The 16,590-nt window shown below is 34.6% G+C and carries 14 protein-coding genes; all 14 read right to left on the minus strand.

The genetic code is table 11. The features are described from left to right. Nucleotides 1–77 precede the first annotated feature (77 nt). The 14 genes from galU to F935_RS15035 all read right to left on the minus strand — a co-directional run bounded on the left by galU (nt 78) and on the right by F935_RS15035 (nt 16,559). Nucleotides 78–953, minus strand: a complete 876-nt coding sequence (gene galU, locus F935_RS14970; protein ID WP_016139655.1) for a UTP--glucose-1-phosphate uridylyltransferase GalU — start codon at nt 951–953, stop codon at nt 78–80. A gap of 521 nt (nt 954–1,474) precedes the next feature. Next, nucleotides 1,475–2,983: a hypothetical protein gene (locus F935_RS14975; RefSeq protein WP_016139656.1), complete on the minus strand. Its 1,509-nt coding sequence runs from the start codon at nt 2,981–2,983 to the stop codon at nt 1,475–1,477. 237 nt (nt 2,984–3,220) lie between these two features. Continuing rightward, nucleotides 3,221–5,095, minus strand: coding sequence for a polysaccharide biosynthesis protein (locus tag F935_RS14980; RefSeq protein ID WP_016139657.1), 1,875 nt, complete (start codon nt 5,093–5,095; stop codon nt 3,221–3,223). Between the two features lie 140 nt (nt 5,096–5,235). After that, complete coding sequence (locus F935_RS14985; RefSeq protein WP_016139658.1) at nt 5,236–6,411, minus strand: DegT/DnrJ/EryC1/StrS family aminotransferase; 1,176 nt, start codon at nt 6,409–6,411, stop codon at nt 5,236–5,238. 26 nt (nt 6,412–6,437) lie between these two features. Then, nucleotides 6,438–7,097, minus strand: a complete 660-nt coding sequence (locus F935_RS14990) for a NeuD/PglB/VioB family sugar acetyltransferase (RefSeq protein ID WP_016139659.1) — start codon at nt 7,095–7,097, stop codon at nt 6,438–6,440. After that, nucleotides 7,094–7,699, minus strand: a complete 606-nt coding sequence (locus tag F935_RS14995) for a sugar transferase (RefSeq protein WP_016139660.1) — start codon at nt 7,697–7,699, stop codon at nt 7,094–7,096. The genes F935_RS14990 and F935_RS14995 overlap by 4 nt, the downstream gene beginning before the upstream one ends. Continuing rightward, entirely contained in the window at nt 7,696–8,937 is a 1,242-nt protein-coding gene (locus F935_RS15000; protein WP_016139661.1) for a glycosyltransferase family 4 protein, read from the minus strand. The genes F935_RS14995 and F935_RS15000 overlap by 4 nt, the downstream gene beginning before the upstream one ends. 1 nt (nt 8,938) lies before the next feature. Continuing rightward, nucleotides 8,939–10,042 carry a glycosyltransferase family 4 protein gene (locus tag F935_RS15005; protein WP_016139662.1) on the minus strand — a complete coding sequence of 368 codons (1,104 nt, stop codon included), beginning with the start codon at nt 10,040–10,042 and terminating at the stop codon, nt 8,939–8,941. 5 nt (nt 10,043–10,047) lie between these two features. Further along, entirely contained in the window at nt 10,048–11,454 is a 1,407-nt protein-coding gene (locus F935_RS15010) for an O-antigen polymerase (protein WP_016139663.1), read from the minus strand. Beyond that, on the minus strand, nt 11,451–12,869 hold the full coding sequence (locus F935_RS15015; RefSeq protein WP_016139664.1) for an oligosaccharide flippase family protein: 1,419 nt from the start codon (nt 12,867–12,869) through the stop codon (nt 11,451–11,453). The genes F935_RS15010 and F935_RS15015 overlap by 4 nt, the downstream gene beginning before the upstream one ends. Then, a complete protein-coding gene (locus F935_RS15020; protein ID WP_016139665.1) occupies nt 12,866–13,951 on the minus strand; it encodes a glycosyltransferase in 1,086 nt (361 codons plus the stop codon). Before F935_RS15020 ends, F935_RS15015 begins: the two co-directional genes overlap by 4 nt. Nucleotide 13,952: 1 nt before the next feature. Next, entirely contained in the window at nt 13,953–15,032 is a 1,080-nt protein-coding gene (locus tag F935_RS15025) for a DegT/DnrJ/EryC1/StrS family aminotransferase (RefSeq protein ID WP_016139666.1), read from the minus strand. 1 nt (nt 15,033) lies between these two features. Beyond that, a complete protein-coding gene (wbpD, locus tag F935_RS15030; protein ID WP_016139667.1) occupies nt 15,034–15,612 on the minus strand; it encodes a UDP-2-acetamido-3-amino-2,3-dideoxy-D-glucuronate N-acetyltransferase in 579 nt (192 codons plus the stop codon). Continuing rightward, nucleotides 15,609–16,559, minus strand: a complete 951-nt coding sequence (locus tag F935_RS15035; RefSeq protein ID WP_016139668.1) for a Gfo/Idh/MocA family protein — start codon at nt 16,557–16,559, stop codon at nt 15,609–15,611. Before F935_RS15035 ends, wbpD begins: the two co-directional genes overlap by 4 nt. Nucleotides 16,560–16,590: the final 31 nt, after the last annotated feature.

A 16,590-nucleotide genomic window follows, 5' to 3' on the forward strand; every position in this document is an offset into this window, starting at 1 on the left:
CTTTACAGGAAGAGAATATACTGCTCAGCTACTATATTCAGTAGTTTTTACAAATGCTTAAGCAGAACTACAAAACTTTATAATTTAAGTTCTTGAATCAGCTGTTTAAATTCCAATCCTAACTTAGGGTGTGCAACACCATAGTGTAGTACAGCTTTCAAATAGCCAAGCTTGCTGCCACAGTCAAAAGTTTGGCCTTGCATACGATAGGCTTCAACGGTATCGGTTTCTTGAAGCATCGCAATAGCATCAGTTAACTGAATTTCATTGCCCGCGCCTTTCGGAGTATTTTCCAAAAGCTGCATAATCTTAGCGGGTAAAATATAACGCCCCACCACAGATAAATTAGACGGTGCAGAACCTATAGCAGGCTTTTCGATAATTCCCTGCATAGCAATACTTTCACCCTCATCCGGGTTCTGCTTTACATCAACAATTCCATATTGATCTACAAGATGGTCTGGTACTGCCTCAACCATGATTTGAGCAGCTTGACTTGATTCATAGCGTGAAATCATACGCGATAAATCATTTTTTCCTGAGTTGTCTTGCACCAAGACATCTGGCAATAACACAGCAAAATCATCTTGCCCAACAATACTTTTTGCACATAAAACGGCATGCCCCAAACCCAAAGGTTGCGGTTGTCTTACACTTACAACACTTACATGAGAAGGAATGATCTGCGTAATTTCTTCAAGTAAATCGAACTTTTTCTTTTGCTCTAGAGTCGTTTCTAGTTCAAAGTTTCGATCAAAATAATTTTCAATTGATGCCTTAGATGAATGAGTTACCAAAATAATTTGTTCAATTCCAGCCTCGACAGCTTCACGCACTACATATTCAATTGCAGGGCGATCAACCACTGTAACCATTTCTTTGGGAATTGACTTACTTGCTGGTAAAAAACGTGTACCTAATCCAGCTACCGGTAAAACTGCCTTTTTGATCATAAGAATTAAATAATTTGTGGATGATTAAAAGTTATGTTGAGTATAGTTAAATTACACCTTTAATCTCTAGTTCCAATTTAACATTATCCCATAATAATAAAATTACCTCAGGAGAATGGGCACATTTAGCTATCATTTTTTGTGCAAGGACTTTCTTGATGACTTCGTTTTTAATGCGCTATCCAGATGCTGGTATTGATCTGTGTTGTATTACTCTTTTGCTATAGTCATATCTGGCTACTAGCGTTGTTGAATGAGTTGATATGAAATTTAACTATCAAATTCGATGGGTGCTATCTTTGTATAAGATTAATGTATAAAACCCTCTTTAAACCTTCAATCGATGCCTACTTATTTATTAATCGGCATTATCAGAAGATAAAAAATAGAGTGTACTAGATAATTAATTTTCCAATTAAATAAAAATGACAAACTATTCCAGAGATAGGCTGTCTTTTATATCTAAGAATATATTAATAATAATTTCAAATATTCTGCACTTACAACACTACACCAATACTTTATTTTGATACAACTAAAGTTGGGAAAAAATTAAGAGCATTTATTTTATATGCTGGTGAATCTGGTAAATAACCAACATAATATTTATTCATGAATTTTTGGTCTTGAGTATTAGTAGAATATATCAAATTATATATAGTTTCACCAAGTTGTAAAAGTAAGGGATCATCTCCCCCCCATACAACATAACCACCAGATAAATAAGAATTGCTCAAACCATAAGGAGAAACACCCTCATCACAAGTCTTTCCTCCTTTATGATACCCTACTCTATACCACCCATTAGCCCCATTATAATAATTCGAAAATAGTGGATATTGCTTATCTTGATTCCAAACATTTGATTTTAATTGGTTAATAAATCCAACCTTATCAGCATCGGATGGTAAAATGCTACTAATATTACTACCATACACTTTTTTGATTGCTATACGATTTCTATCCAAGGCAAAGAATAAATTAGTTAACCTACGTGCATGGCTAAAATCCCAACCAAGATTTAGTTGTTTTTTGATATTACCTAAATTAACTACAGCCATAGTTTTTTCGGAATTATTAGGGTCACAAGTCACTGGCACTTCTAGACTAGAATAGCCTGCATATTTATTATCATTAATAGAATTCCAAAAACCTCGATCAAGATCATTAATACTAATTTTTTTACTATTATATAGGATTGGATTTTTACTTACTCTAGCTTTCATTAAAGAAGCTAGTGCTGAAAAATAGTTTTTTTGTTGGACAAAATTGCTCTGATTACCGAAAATCTTTATAAGATAATCTGGATGTCTATCTACGATACCTGCGATATTACTAAAAATTACGATCTGCCATAAGTCTTTATCTGTAAACATATTAGAAGACCCATTATGTATATCATTTGGTACTGCTGTTATTCTTTTAGAAATATTTGGAAGCGTATTCGTAGACCACTCACTTAATCGATTTGCAGATATTTTTGCCGTTTGCAAAACAAACTGCTGAGCATGAGACTCCTTTGGATAAACTCGATCTAGCTCATTAGCCACTTCAGAAGCAAAACCTAAAAACTGTGCACTACTTAACTGAACTTCTTTTCCTAGTAAATTTCCGTTTTGACAACGAGTGCCTCCACGGCATACCCAGACAACAGCCTGTTCCCCTATTTGAGGTAAAGGTTCTAACTTTTTATAGGTCATCTGGATAATATCGGCAAATTCTCGAATTCTATCTGGATAATTACAACGGACGGCTAAATCAAATAAATTATTAAATAAAATTTGTGTGTCATAAAGCGCATAGGTATCGCCTTGCTTTATGAGGCGAGTATTTAATATATCTGTGATACGTTTTTTCCCATAACTATCCCATAAACTCCAAGATTGTTGATCATGCAGCCCACCGCAACTATTGGCGGTATTGACCGTATCTGCATGAGTAATATTTGTAGTTATATTTAATACGAATAGAGTAGCCACCAAAAATTTTAGAGTAGATGAAAAATAAGTTCTTTTTCTTACTATTTTCATGACAGCGTCTCTTTTTTATAGGTAATAAACAAATATAAAATTAGGGAAGGAAACATCATTTCCTAATTTATTGCAGTCTATTGGCCTTTTATCATACAAAAAAGCAAGCTGAATTCTAATAACTAAATTAAATTTACAGCTTGCTATATCTGAATTTAGATTAAATTTTACTTATCTCAAAGAGATGTTAGATCTCAAAGCTTAAACTTAGATTAAACTACTTACCACAAAGTGCTCTTAGTTCACTCTAACTTCACTGCTACGTTTGTAGCCGTCTACATAATGTTCAAGCTGGGTTAAAGCCCAGTCCACATCATGATCGATTGCTGTCATTTGATTGATTTTACCAAAGACACACTCAATTTCTTGTAATGAAAAGTGTTTCTCAAACGAACGTAAGATCCGCGTATGTTCAGTATATTCAGTATTATCCTGATCAATAAGCAGTTCTTCATAAAGTTTTTCACCAGGACGCAAACCACTATAGGCAATTTCAATATCACCGTCCAATGACCCTGTTTCTTTCACTTTTAAACCGCTGAGCTTAATCATTTGGCGTGCCAAATCTTGAATTCGGACCGGCTCCCCCATATCAAGCAAGAATACATCGCCACCGGAACCTAATGCACCCGCTTGGATCACCAACTGAGAAGCTTCAGGAATGGTCATAAAATAACGAGTTACATCAGGATGCGTCACTGTTATTGGACCACCTTTCGCGATCTGCTGTTTAAATAATGGAACCACAGAACCAGAAGATCCCAATACATTACCAAAACGGACAATACTGATTTGCGTAGCAGGTTTGGTTTCAGCTACCGCCTGACAATAGAGCTCGGCCATACGTTTTGAGGCACCCATGACATTGGTTGGTCTCACCGCTTTATCGGTTGAGATCAGAACAAAGGTTTCAACCCCTTTTTTCACTGCCGCATTTAAACTATTTGCTGTGCCAATCGCATTATTTTTTAGTCCTGCGATTGGATTACATTCTACCAAAGGCACATGCTTATAAGCTGCAGCATGATAAACCGTTTGTATATGATATTGTTCAATAATACGCTCCAGTTTTTGCTGATCCTGCACAGTTCCCAAGATTGGAATAATTTCACATACTGCTGTTTGTCTTAACTCTTTATCAATATCATATAAGGCGAATTCTGTGAGCTCATACAACACCAACATTTTTGGTTGATTCTTGATAATTTGACGGCATAATTCTGAACCAATTGAACCGCCTGCACCTGTTACCATCACGATTTTATTCTGAATATTTTTAGCAATTAAATGAGCAACTGGCGGAACGGGGTCACGCCCCAATAAATCAATAATATCAACTTCTTGTATATCTGAGACCTGAATTTCACCATCCACTAGACGAGTCAAACCAGGTAATTCAGTAATTTTTAAGCGGGCAATTTCAAACTGCTGAATGATTTCGGTTTTACGAACTCGCCCCACAGAAGGCAGTGCCAGCAAAATTTCATCAATACGATCTTTGCTAAAACGTTGTAATGCCTTTTCAACAGAATAAACTTTTAAACCACCAATCATATGGTCTTGCAAAGAACTATTATCATCAATGAAGAAAACAGGTAAATGGTTGTCAGAACGATAAAGCACAGCTGCAATTTGCTGGCCGGCATCACCGGCACCATAAATTGCGATACGCTTTCTTTCTTCGCCTGTGAGTAATGTAGTCTTTACAATAAAACGAATGAATGCACGGCTACACCAAACCCAACTAAACATTAAGAAACCAAACATCAATGGAATTGAAGTTGGAACAAAGGCTGCTGAGAATGCATTTAGGCCATATAAAACAACCACCATCAGGGCAACAGCAAGCGCTAATTTTGCAATAAAGGCTTCATTAAAAGTACGGACAATAAAGCGATATACCCCTGTTAGCATTAAACTTAAAATAGCAACGATAGTAACGATCGCTACTCCATAGTTAATACCTGGGATAACTTCAGCACCTAAATCAAACAATCGAATGGCGTAACATAGCCACAAAATAATAGGAAAAGCAAAAAGGTCTACAAGAACCAAAAAACATTGTTTGGCAAGTCTTGGGGCAGACGCAAACTGATAAATAATCTTTTTCACAATACTCTTCTAATCGTTCTAGTAACCGTGCGATATTTATACTCATTTCTGATATAACTAGAAATAAAATTTACGCAGCGGTTACATAACTTTAAATCAGATCATAATTCAAAAGAAAGCTATACGAATAGCTTCACATTTTATGATTGTATAGCTCTACAAACAGCATTAATTGCACTAATTGTTTTTTCTATACTATCTTGGCTTAGAGTCGGATGTACCAAGAACATCAGGCTTGTTTCACCTAATTTCTGTGCATTTTCTAAACGTTTTTCTGGACGCCATGGGGTACCATCGAAAGCATGCTCTAAATAAACTTCTGAACAGGAGCCACTAAAACAAGGCACCTCTTGGGTATTAATTTCTTGCATTATACGATCACGTGACCAACCTTCTGGTAACATCTCTAAATTCACTTGTACATAACATTTATAATACGCATGAACATAATCCTCTGAAGGGATATGAACGTTAAAGTAAGGAGAGTTTTCAAACGCTTTTAAAATCTTTTCTGCATTTTCAGTACGCTTTTCTGTCCATTCAGTCATACGTGTTAACTGAATTCGACCAATAACTGCTTGCATTTCCATCATGCGCCAGTTAGTACCAAATGAGTCATGCAACCAGCGGAAACCTGGAGGGTGTTGCTTATTATAAATACTATCGTAGCTTTTACCATGGTCTTTATATGACCACATTTTTTTCCAAAGTGTCTCATCATTTGTGGTGACCATACCACCCTCACCACCAGTTGTCATAATCTTATCTTGGCAAAAAGACCAAGCAGAAATATGACCGATTGACCCTGCAGCTTTACCTTTATATTTTGCACCATGAGCCTGTGCGCAATCTTCAATAACATAGATGCCACGCTCAGCAGCAAGTTGCATAATCGAATCCATATCGCACATCCAACCTGCTAAATGCACACAAATAATGGCTTTAGTATTTGGTGTAATGACAGCTTCAATCGTACGTCGTGAAATATTCTGAGAATCTAATTCTACATCGGCAAAAACAGGATTAGCACCCGCCGTTACAATAGAACTTGCTGAAGCAAGAAAAGTACGAGACGTCACAATAATATCATCACCTGCACCAATATCTAAAGCTTTTAATGCAACATCGAGCGCCACAGTTCCATTTGCCAAAGCGACCGCATATTTTGTACCAGAAAACTCGGCAAATTCTTTTTCAAAAATTCTACATTCTTGACCGGTCCAATAGTTTACTTTATTTGATAGTAATACATTTTTGACTGCGTCAGCTTCTTCTGTTGTAAAACTTGGCCATGGTTCAAATGCAGTATTTAACATTTTGATTTCCTAATAAAAAATATTTCTTACTTACTTTCTAAAATTCTGGCAGGGTTACCTACAACGGTTACACCTGCTGGTACACTTTTAGTCACAACTGCACCCATACCAACAATAGCACCTTTACCAATCACTAAGGGCCTATCAGGTGTACCTTGTTTTATGAATGCCCCAGCACCAATGTATGCATGATCTTCAATATGAATGTTGCCATTGCACTTAACACCTGGTGCAAAAGTTACATAGTCGCCAATCACACAGTCATGCTCAACATAGCTGTATAAATTAGCATGAAAACATTTACCAATTTTTATGTTTGATGTAATTGAAACGAAAGGACTTAAGGCAGCACCTTCACTGATTTCAACATTATCCATGATTACTGTGTTATCAGCTTGTACGGACCAAAGTGTAATACCATCGTCAACCAACTGATTTGCAATTTTTTCACGAATCTGACTATTAGCAATCGCAATTAATACATACTTATTAGAACATTCTATTGTTTTAAAAGATTGATAGTTTAAAGCTGTATGCCCATTTACTATCTTTTCTTCTTGTAAACTGTCATCAATAAAATAAATTTCAGCTGCAATACCATGACGTTGAAGTTGTTGTCTTGCAACAGGCATCAAACTACGGCCACAGCCTGAAGCACCATAAATAGCATAGACTTGGTTATTCATTTATCTGCTTCCGACTTTGAACCTGTAAACTTCGTCATAGTTGCCTCGCCAGCTTCATTAATATCATCTTTAGCGATTACTTTTTTAACGGTTTGTAGCATAATTTTAAAATCTAACCAAAGCGATCTGTTTTCAACGTACCACGTATCAAGTTTAAACTTTTCTTCCCAACCAATTGCATTACGCCCATTAACCTGAGCATGACCAGTCATTCCTGGACGTACCTCATGTCGCTTTGCTTGTTCTTTATTATAAAGTGGTAAATACTCCATCAGCAAAGGCCGTGGACCTACAATACTCATATCACCTTTGATTACATTCCAAAGCTCAGGCATTTCATCAAGGCTGGTAGAACGAAGTATTTTACCAAATGGCGTTAGACGCTCATTATCAGGGAGGGGATTACCTTGCGCGTCTGTTGCATCTTTCATGGTTCGAAATTTAATCATTTCAAACGGTTTACCATGTAAACCCGGGCGAACCTGACGAAACAATACTGGCGAACCTAAGTTTTTTTTCACCTTATATGCAACATAGAAATATAAAGGTGAAAGCAGAGTTAATGCTATAGCAGCAATAATGATATCGACCAACCGTTTCATAAGTTATCCTTAAAAACAATATTTTCGAGTTTTTCTGCAATCATGGCATATTCAAGGTTTTGTAATACAAACTGTTTACCATTGGCACCTAGCTGTTGCCGCTGCTCTGCAGTGAGCGCATATAATTGTTCTACCGCTCCTACAATTGCTTGAGGATCTTCTGCTTCAATTGTAATTCCCGCTTGCGCTTGCTGAACTATATCACCCTTACCAGAAAAGGCATGAATAATTGGTTTACCTGCATATAGGTATTCAGGTAATTTATTGGGCGCTATACCAAAACGGTAAAGTGGATTTTTCTGCCAACCTATATAACAAACATCAAATTGCTCAAGCATTGACTGAATTTGCTTCTTTGGAATCGCATCAATAAAAGTAATATTCTGTAAGCCCAGAGAATTAACTTTTTGTATTAAATTATCTTTTTCCTTTCCCGAACCTACAAGGACAAAATGTAAATGTGGATTAGTTGATAGCATCTGTGCTGCTTCAATAAGATCATCTATAGCATTAGCAACACCAATTGTTCCTGTGTAACCAATGATAAATTTATTTTGAGGTAATTGAGCAACCGTTTCTGTACTTAGAGTTTGTTTTTGAGACACTTCATCTAAAGGCACCCCATTAGGGATCCAGTGAAACTTACTACTGTCTAAACCTCGACTTTGCATATGTTCAATAGCATTATATAAATTTGAAAATACGTAATCAGCTTTTCTATAAGCCCTGTCTTCAATCCATTGCATAAATTTTATGAATGGATGGCTTGGAGAATGGCCTCCTAATTCCATTAATGTTAGAGGCCAAATATCCCGCACTTCAAAGATAAAAGGAGTATTAAATTTATTAGCTAAATATTTAGCCCCCAAATAACCAATAAGTGAAGGAGAAGAATATAAAATTACATCAGGTTTTACTGGAATTACATTTGCCAAAGTACGCAAGAGCCATGAAAACTTAAACCAGTTTAATACACGTTGTTTGCTATGTGCTTCTTCGTACTCTGGTAAATTCACCCATACAAATGAGAAATTAGGAATAATCTCCTCAATGAGATACCGTTCCTCAAATTTTTTCGGATTACGAAGTAAATGACTATAACGCCCAGCAATCACATAAACTTGATGACCCTTTTTAGCTAACTCTTGCGCCAAATAATAATGTCGACCACCCATTGCTGTTTCAGGAGTTGAGCTATATTGGTTAATAAACCAAAATGTTTTTTTATTTTCCATCATTTCAAATATCCAAAATACTTGAATAGAAATTCAAAAGTTTATTTTCTTCAATGCTCCAATTATACTTTTCTAAAACTGCAGCTCGCCCCTGTTCTCCAAGGACTCTAGCCTTATCAGGGTTATTTATAAAATAATCTATGGCCTTAGCAATTTCATGAGGTTTTAAAGGATCAATACAAATCCCACATTGTGCATCATTTACAATAAAGCGCCATAAAGGAAAGTCTGAAGCAATTACTGGTATTCCTGCACACATATATTCAAACATTTTTACAGGCAATGAATCTAAATAACTTCGTGTTGGATGTAAAACAACTAAGCCCGCAACAGATGAAGCTAAAGTATTCTTTATTTCATTTCGGCCTACATAGCCTAGAAAGTTAACTTTTTCCCATCCTTGCATTTCCATTACAGATTGCTCTAAATTTTTATCTGAAAAGTCTCCAGCAAGTACCAGTTTGGCTTCACTTTGTGTTGAATTAACTGCCTGAACCATTTCAACAATTCCACGCACATCTGCTAAACCACCGATATAACAAACTTGATTTCCTTTTAAAGCATTTGTAGGGATTGAGCTAAACTCTTCTAATTTTGGGTAATTATTAATATCAATTGTATTTTTATTAATTTTAAGGAATTTATCTCGAATAAATGGGGTTGCTGCCACAATCCCATCTAATTTAGCACAAGCATATTTCTCATAAGCTTTAACTAAAAAAGCGATGATCTTTTTAGATACGAGATTCAAATAATGTTTCGACATAATCTGATTAGGCAAATCTTCATGTGCATCAAAAAAAACTTTTTTCCCTAGTTTCTTTAGTTTTAAACCGATTGGAATAAGCTCAGGATCGTGGAGATGATAAATTTTTGCATCTAAAGCAAGCGCTTTTTCGAATACAGCATTAGGAGCATTAAGCATACGGTTCTTTCGCCCATTAAACTTACCAACATCCAGAATTTTTACTAAATTTTTGACTTCATCTCCTTTGCCATCGGCAACTACCAAATAAGTTTCATAACTTTTAGCAAGAGAACAACATTGTTTAACAAAAATACGCGTATCAAAACGAGGATGTGCAGATGTTAAATGTGCAATTTTCATAATAGCTACTTTTTAATCAAATTAAAGGTTAATCTTAGGCAAAACCAAATTACAATCAAAGGTCCAGCACCCCAAAGGAAGTTGACCATCATCGTCGAATCAACCTTAGGGTACATAAATACAAATCGTGCCAAAAAAATAGAGTAAATCATTATTACTAATGGATTTTTTGAATCTAAAACCGTCATATATATATATGAAAAAACACCACCAACAAGAAATATGATTGCAGGCCCTGCAAAAATAAAATTAGCATACGCCTCACCTATAGCCCCTGGTGTTGGTGCACCTGAGGTACTAGGAATATAGAGCTCCTTAATAAGTAATCCAATTGAATGAGGTTCATAACCAAATTGTGTGCCTATCGTATTTCTAAAGGTATCTAAATAAGATTTTCCTAGTAACATATTAGAACTATCAAATGTTTTAAAAACTATTACTAGCTGCTGTAAATCAGTGATATTACCATCACCAATAATAGTACCTATGAAACTTTTCTCTGATAAATCAAGATCAACACCCATAAAATACTGATTACTTAATATCCTTAAAAAGTAAACAACAAATCCCAAGCTCATTAATGAAAAAAGAAAAATTATAATTTTTCTTCTTTTTTCAGGGAAACAAAAATAGTAGAAAATCATTTGGGCCATTACATAAGTAAAAGCTAAAGTAATACGACCTGTAGATAAACCTATAACTAAACCAATAAAACTGAACAACACAAAATAGAAACTAACTTTATTGTTTTTAACAACTGATGCAATTAACCATAAAAAAACCCCAGCGTAATATAAATGATATGGCAGAGTTGATAGTTGAGCATCCTCAATAAGATGCCTAAAAGCTTGAAAATACAGTAGCATAGGGATAACACCTCCTGCTAATGTATAACTCATCCATACCCAATAAGCCAAACCAATGGTTATAAGAAGAAAACAAATGGGTTTATATAAAATCAATAAACTATCATAATAAGAGCCGCTCCATGTTCCTCTTAGAACAACATTTTTTTTCTTATAAAAAATACTAAACCCAAATACAAAAAACAAGTAACAAACTACTGCATATAAAATAGAATAAAATAAATACAACTCAGCTTCAAGTCGACTTAAGTTCAAATAAGATAAAAACTTTCCAAAATCACCATCACTAAAAGCATAATAGAATGAACCAAATACATATCCTAAATACATAAATGAAAATATACTTAATGGATTAATAAGTATATTTTTTCCGTAAGCTATATTTGCAAAAATAATTATTACAAATAAAAAGGAAGCTACTAACGATATAAATGGTGTTGTTGCATAAAATTCTGAAACAAACCCACCTATAATAAAAATAAGGGCAATAGGAAAAATAAGAAACAATAATATTTTATCATTTGAATAGTTAACTATATTTCTCATAACACCCTCATATATGAAGAAATATTTCTAAAAATATTTCTAAAAACATCAAAAAACATCAAAATACTAAATATCAGAAACAATAATGCTGTGAGAATAAGATAAATATAATTCAAACTCATTAAAGAAATTAAAAGTGAAAATACTACCGAAAGCAAACTATGTAAGTATAATTTATATCTTTTAAAGTCCTTCCAAATTCGACTAGAAACTTCAGTTCTAAGAACGAAATAAATCCAAAATGAAATAGCCAAAGATATGGCTGCCCCTATAGCACCATAGCTTTTAACAAGAAACCATAATAGAATTATATTGGAAAGCAAACCAACAACACTTACAAATATAGATATAATTGTTTTTCTTTTAACTAATATTCCTATAGCTGTAGATTCAGATAAAGTATAAAGTAGAGGCTGTAAAACACACAACAAAATTATATGTCCAATTTCATTATATGTATTTGGTAAGAATTTTGGAATTAGTGGCATACAGATACAGACAGCAAATAATATAAATGAAATTACTAATGCAATAAACTGACTTACACGCTCCACTTCGTTAACTGGATCGCCTTCTTTAATTAATTTATAAATTGTTGGAACCCATATTGTATTAAAAATGGTTGTTAAGACACTAAAACCTGCTGCTATACTAACAGCAACACTAAAAAGTCCAACCTCTAATAATGTGGAGTAGTTTAATAAAAATATACGAGAACATGCTTGCATTAACCAAAAGACCAACCCACTGACAACTAGTGGAAATCCAAAAATAAGCATTTTTTTCAATAGCTTATAATCAAAATTTACTTTTAAAAGATCAATCAAATCACCTTTAATATATACACAAAAAATTATCAATACTAAAAATAATGAAATAGCCTGAATTGTAATTAATTTATTAAAATCGAATTTATTGGATCCTAAAAAAAATAAACCCAAAACAGCTATAAGAAGAAATATTTTTGGAAAAATTTGGCTTATCGAATAGATCAAACCTTTTTCTTGCATTCTAATATTCAACGTGACATATCTAAGCAGCATAGTCAAAATCACACAGACTATTGTCATAGAAGACAAATAATATGATGATATTTTATATGCATTTTGTGAAATAGAATCTATACTAAAAATTATAAACAACGTGGCAATAAGTATACTAAATAAAACTGAAGTTAGAATTGAGGTTTTAAATACAACAGCCTTATTCTCAACTTCATGATATTCTCTTACATATGCTTGATCTAAGCCTAATGTGAGCAAAATACAAGAAAAGCTCAGCACAATTTGTAAAATACTAAATCGGCCAATATCTTCTACTGTAAACATCCAAGTTAATACGGGTATGGTCAAAATGCCTAGCAATGCTGCCCCGATCGGACCAAGACTAAAGTGTAATATTTTTTTTATATTCATTTTAAGACTATTTCATAGAGTTTCTTAAATTTATTTACTATTGCTTGGGCTGAATAATCACTATTTAACGACAAGCCTTCTAATTCAAGTTGATTATTTAAGATTTTCTGCTCCAAATTATTCAAACTAGATTCAGAATAATCCTCTAAGACAAAACCTGAATTTTGCTCTACAAAATTTTTATATGGTTTTATATTACTTAATATGGGAAAACTTCCTCTTAAAAATGGTTCAATCACGCCTCCTCCTAAAGCATCCGAAATAGGGATAGATACATGATATTTTGTTTGACTATAAAGAACGTATAACTCATTTGTATTTAGCAATCTATTAATAAAAATTATTTTATCCTCATCTGCTCCTAATTTATCTTTAAAATTTTTAACATCTTCCTCAGATGAGAAGCCACGCAAAACAACAATTTTCAATTCTTTAATATTCGAGAGCTTTTTAATAACTTTTACAACATTATCTGGATCATATACTTTTGATAGACCCCGAGGAAAAACTATCAAATGATTATCCTGTTCAATACTATATTCCTTTTTCAACATAGCTTGAATCAATTGATAATTAGTATCTGAAGGCTTTTCTACAGGAAACCCCCAATAAAAAACATTAATTTTATTTTTAATATATTTTCCATGTTTTTTTACAAGCTCCTCTAATATATGATTAGAAGAGGTATGCATCAAATTTGCTTTTTTTATAACTATAGCATTAATTAGCTTAAACATCTCTCTCTTTAAAAGTGAGCCTTTATTCGGCGCTAACATAACGTCAGAACCCCATAATCCTACTATTAATGGCTTTTTCTGGAATATAGCCATAATCCCATAGTGATTAATAATATGGGCGTGAACTATATCAGGATTTAGTTTTTTTACTAATTTATTAACTTTGTAAAATTTAAAATAATCAATAAAACTATTAATTTCACCTAAACTAATTACTTTTTTTTCTAAATCAGTTTCCACATTAAAGCTTGCAACCCAAACCTCACATTCACTATATTTTTCTAAAGCTTTAGATAAACGCTGAACAATAGGTGAAGAATAGGGTGCAAGCATTAATATTTTCATTTTATTTCCAACAATTTACAACTTTAACAATTTTTACTTCATCTAAGTAAGGATGCATAGGCAAACTCATAACTCTTTCAGCAATCGCATCACCGACAGGCAACTTCACACTTACATCGGCCACAGCAGGTTGTTTGTTTAAAGGGATCGGATAATGCACCGCTGTTGGAATACCTTGTGCTTTTAGTTTTTCTTGAACTTCTGTACGGTTATCAACCTGAATCGTATATTGTGCCCAAGCACTCGTATTATGCGATTCAAGATATGGTGTAGTATTAATACCGGCTTGACTGAATAACTGATTATAAATTTCAGCTACTTTTTGACGTGCTTGCATTTCATCATCCAAAATTTCTAATTTTGGTAATAAAATAGCTGCTTGCAAGGTATCTAAACGGCTATTTACACCCACCCGAATATGATGATAACGCTTATCTTGACCATGACGCGCAATCTGACGAATTACTTTAGCAAGCTCATCATCATTGGTAAAAATAGCACCGCCATCTCCATAGCAACCTAATGGCTTACTTGGGAAAAAGCTAGTACAGGCAACCGTACTTAGGTTACAGCTTTTACGGCCCTTATAGGTTGCACCAAAACTTTGCGCAGCATCCTCAATCACAGGAATACCATACTTTGATGCAATCGCATTGATTGCATCAAAGTCAGCACATTGACCATATAAACTCACAGGAATAATGGCTTTGGTCCGAGGAGTAATTGCTGCTTCTAATTTTTCAACGTCTAAATTATAAGTTTTCGGATTTACATCAACGTAGACAGGTTTTGCACCTAATAGTGCAACTGTTTCCGCTGTCGCAATATAGGTAAAGCCTGGCGTAATTACTTCATCACCTGGACCAATACCAAATGCCATTTGCGCAATTTGCAAGGCATCTGTTCCATTGGCACAAGTAATACAATGTCTAGCCCCCACATAGGCAGCAAGCTTTTCTTCCAACTCAATTACTTCTGGGCCTAAAATGTACTGACCATGTGTCAATACATTTTGAATGCCAGCATCAATTTTATCTTTAATTCGATTTTGCTGTGTTTTTAAATCAATAAAGTCAATCATATTAACCCTGCTTTGTCAGTGTCGTTCCATCTAGTTTATAAACTGCCCCTGTATGAGAACAGATAGCTTGAGCTTGGCCTTGTAAAGGGAGGTCAAGCTGCTCACCAAACTCACTCATCCAGCCGATTTGTTTAGCAGGTACACCGACCATTAGCGCATAAGCAGATACATCTTTATTAACTACAGCACCAGCACCAACAAAAGCATACGCCCCGATAGTAACACCACAAACAATCGTACAATTTGCGCCTAGTGTGGCACCTTTTTTTACGAAAGTATCACGATATTGATCTTTACGCTCTATCAAAGAACGTGGGTTATACACATTCGTAAAGACCATGCTTGGGCCACAAAATACGCCTTCTTCCAAAAATACATTATCGTAAACAGATACATTATTTTGGACTTTACAGTGGTCACCAATCACAACTCGGTTACCAACAAATACATTTTGACCTAAAGATACGCCTTTACCAATTTTGGCTCCGCCGCAGACATGAACAAAATGCCAAACACGCGAATCATCACCAATTTGTGCGCCATCATCAACTATGGCAGTTTCATGTTGATAAAAGCTCATGCTTTTTTCACCTTTGCCAATAGTGGATGTGGGTTTTCTGGGTTTTCAACAATCGGAGAAACACGAATCACTTCAACCGTTTCAATAGCTGCGCGGTTTTCTTCAACTCCGTAACCTTTACCTTCCAACACACGTTGATAACTCTGTGTATGCAAATCGGTAAAACCACCTGAGAATTCAAGCTCTTCATTCTCAATAGTAATACTGCGATAGGTCAGTTTTTCACCTTGTACCGCATTTTCTGGAAGGTTATTCGCATCAATTGACAAGAACCAACGTACACGTGCACGCTCATATTCCAAATAACCAGAAGCAGTTTTTTCATCACGGAAATGCACTTCATTTTTAATAATTTTGCCAAAAATAAAGTGCAACATGTCATAGAAATGCACACCGATATTCGTTGCTACCCCACCTGACTTTTGGTCCAGCCCTTTCCATGATTTTAAATACCATTTACCACGGGAAGTTAAATAAGTAAGGTCCACATCAAATACTTTATCTGCTGGCGCAGCTTGGACTTTATCACGCAATGCAATAATTGAAGGATGTAAACGTAATTGTAAAATTGAGTTTACTTTGGCACCGTATTCTTTTTCATATTCAGAAAGCATGTTTAAGTCTTCTGAATTCAGTACCAACGGTTTTTCACAAATGACTTCAATGCCATTTTTCAAAGCATATTTCATATGTGGTGCGTGTAGATAGTTTGGTGAGCAAATCGCTACGTAGTCTAGCTTTTCACCTTTTAGCTTTTGATCCTCTACATAGGCTTCAAACTCTTCAAACTCGGTAAAAAATTCTGCTTCAGGGAAATGACTATCCATAATACCGACCGAGTCATTCACATCCATGGCAACAGCTAAAGTATTACCTGTTTCTTTAATAGCTTTTAAATGACGTGGTGCGATATATCCAGCTGCACCAATAAGAGCAAATTTCTTCATGTTTTAAACTTCAATTTAATAATAAGATAAA

This window comes from Acinetobacter calcoaceticus ANC 3811, assembly GCF_000399665.1.
Taxonomy (GTDB): Bacteria; Pseudomonadota; Gammaproteobacteria; order Pseudomonadales; family Moraxellaceae; genus Acinetobacter; species Acinetobacter calcoaceticus_B.

Excerpts from the sequence above, each read along its gene's own strand:
- galU (WP_016139655.1), bottom strand. The coding sequence starts at position 953 with ATGATCAAAAAGGCAGTTTTACCGGTAGCTGGATTAGGTACACGTTTT.
- F935_RS14975 (WP_016139656.1), bottom strand. The coding sequence starts at position 2,983 with ATGAAAATAGTAAGAAAAAGAACTTATTTTTCATCTACTCTAAAATTT.
- F935_RS14985 (WP_016139658.1), bottom strand. The coding sequence starts at position 6,411 with ATGTTAAATACTGCATTTGAACCATGGCCAAGTTTTACAACAGAAGAA.
- F935_RS14990 (WP_016139659.1), bottom strand. The coding sequence starts at position 7,097 with ATGAATAACCAAGTCTATGCTATTTATGGTGCTTCAGGCTGTGGCCGT.
- F935_RS14995 (WP_016139660.1), bottom strand. The coding sequence starts at position 7,699 with ATGAAACGGTTGGTCGATATCATTATTGCTGCTATAGCATTAACTCTG.
- F935_RS15000 (WP_016139661.1), bottom strand. The coding sequence starts at position 8,937 with ATGATGGAAAATAAAAAAACATTTTGGTTTATTAACCAATATAGCTCA.
- F935_RS15005 (WP_016139662.1), bottom strand. The coding sequence starts at position 10,042 with ATGAAAATTGCACATTTAACATCTGCACATCCTCGTTTTGATACGCGT.
- F935_RS15010 (WP_016139663.1), bottom strand. The coding sequence starts at position 11,454 with ATGAGAAATATAGTTAACTATTCAAATGATAAAATATTATTGTTTCTT.
- F935_RS15015 (WP_016139664.1), bottom strand. The coding sequence starts at position 12,869 with ATGAATATAAAAAAAATATTACACTTTAGTCTTGGTCCGATCGGGGCA.
- F935_RS15020 (WP_016139665.1), bottom strand. The coding sequence starts at position 13,951 with ATGAAAATATTAATGCTTGCACCCTATTCTTCACCTATTGTTCAGCGT.
- F935_RS15025 (WP_016139666.1), bottom strand. The coding sequence starts at position 15,032 with ATGATTGACTTTATTGATTTAAAAACACAGCAAAATCGAATTAAAGAT.
- wbpD (WP_016139667.1), bottom strand. The coding sequence starts at position 15,612 with ATGAGCTTTTATCAACATGAAACTGCCATAGTTGATGATGGCGCACAA.
- F935_RS15035 (WP_016139668.1), bottom strand. The coding sequence starts at position 16,559 with ATGAAGAAATTTGCTCTTATTGGTGCAGCTGGATATATCGCACCACGT.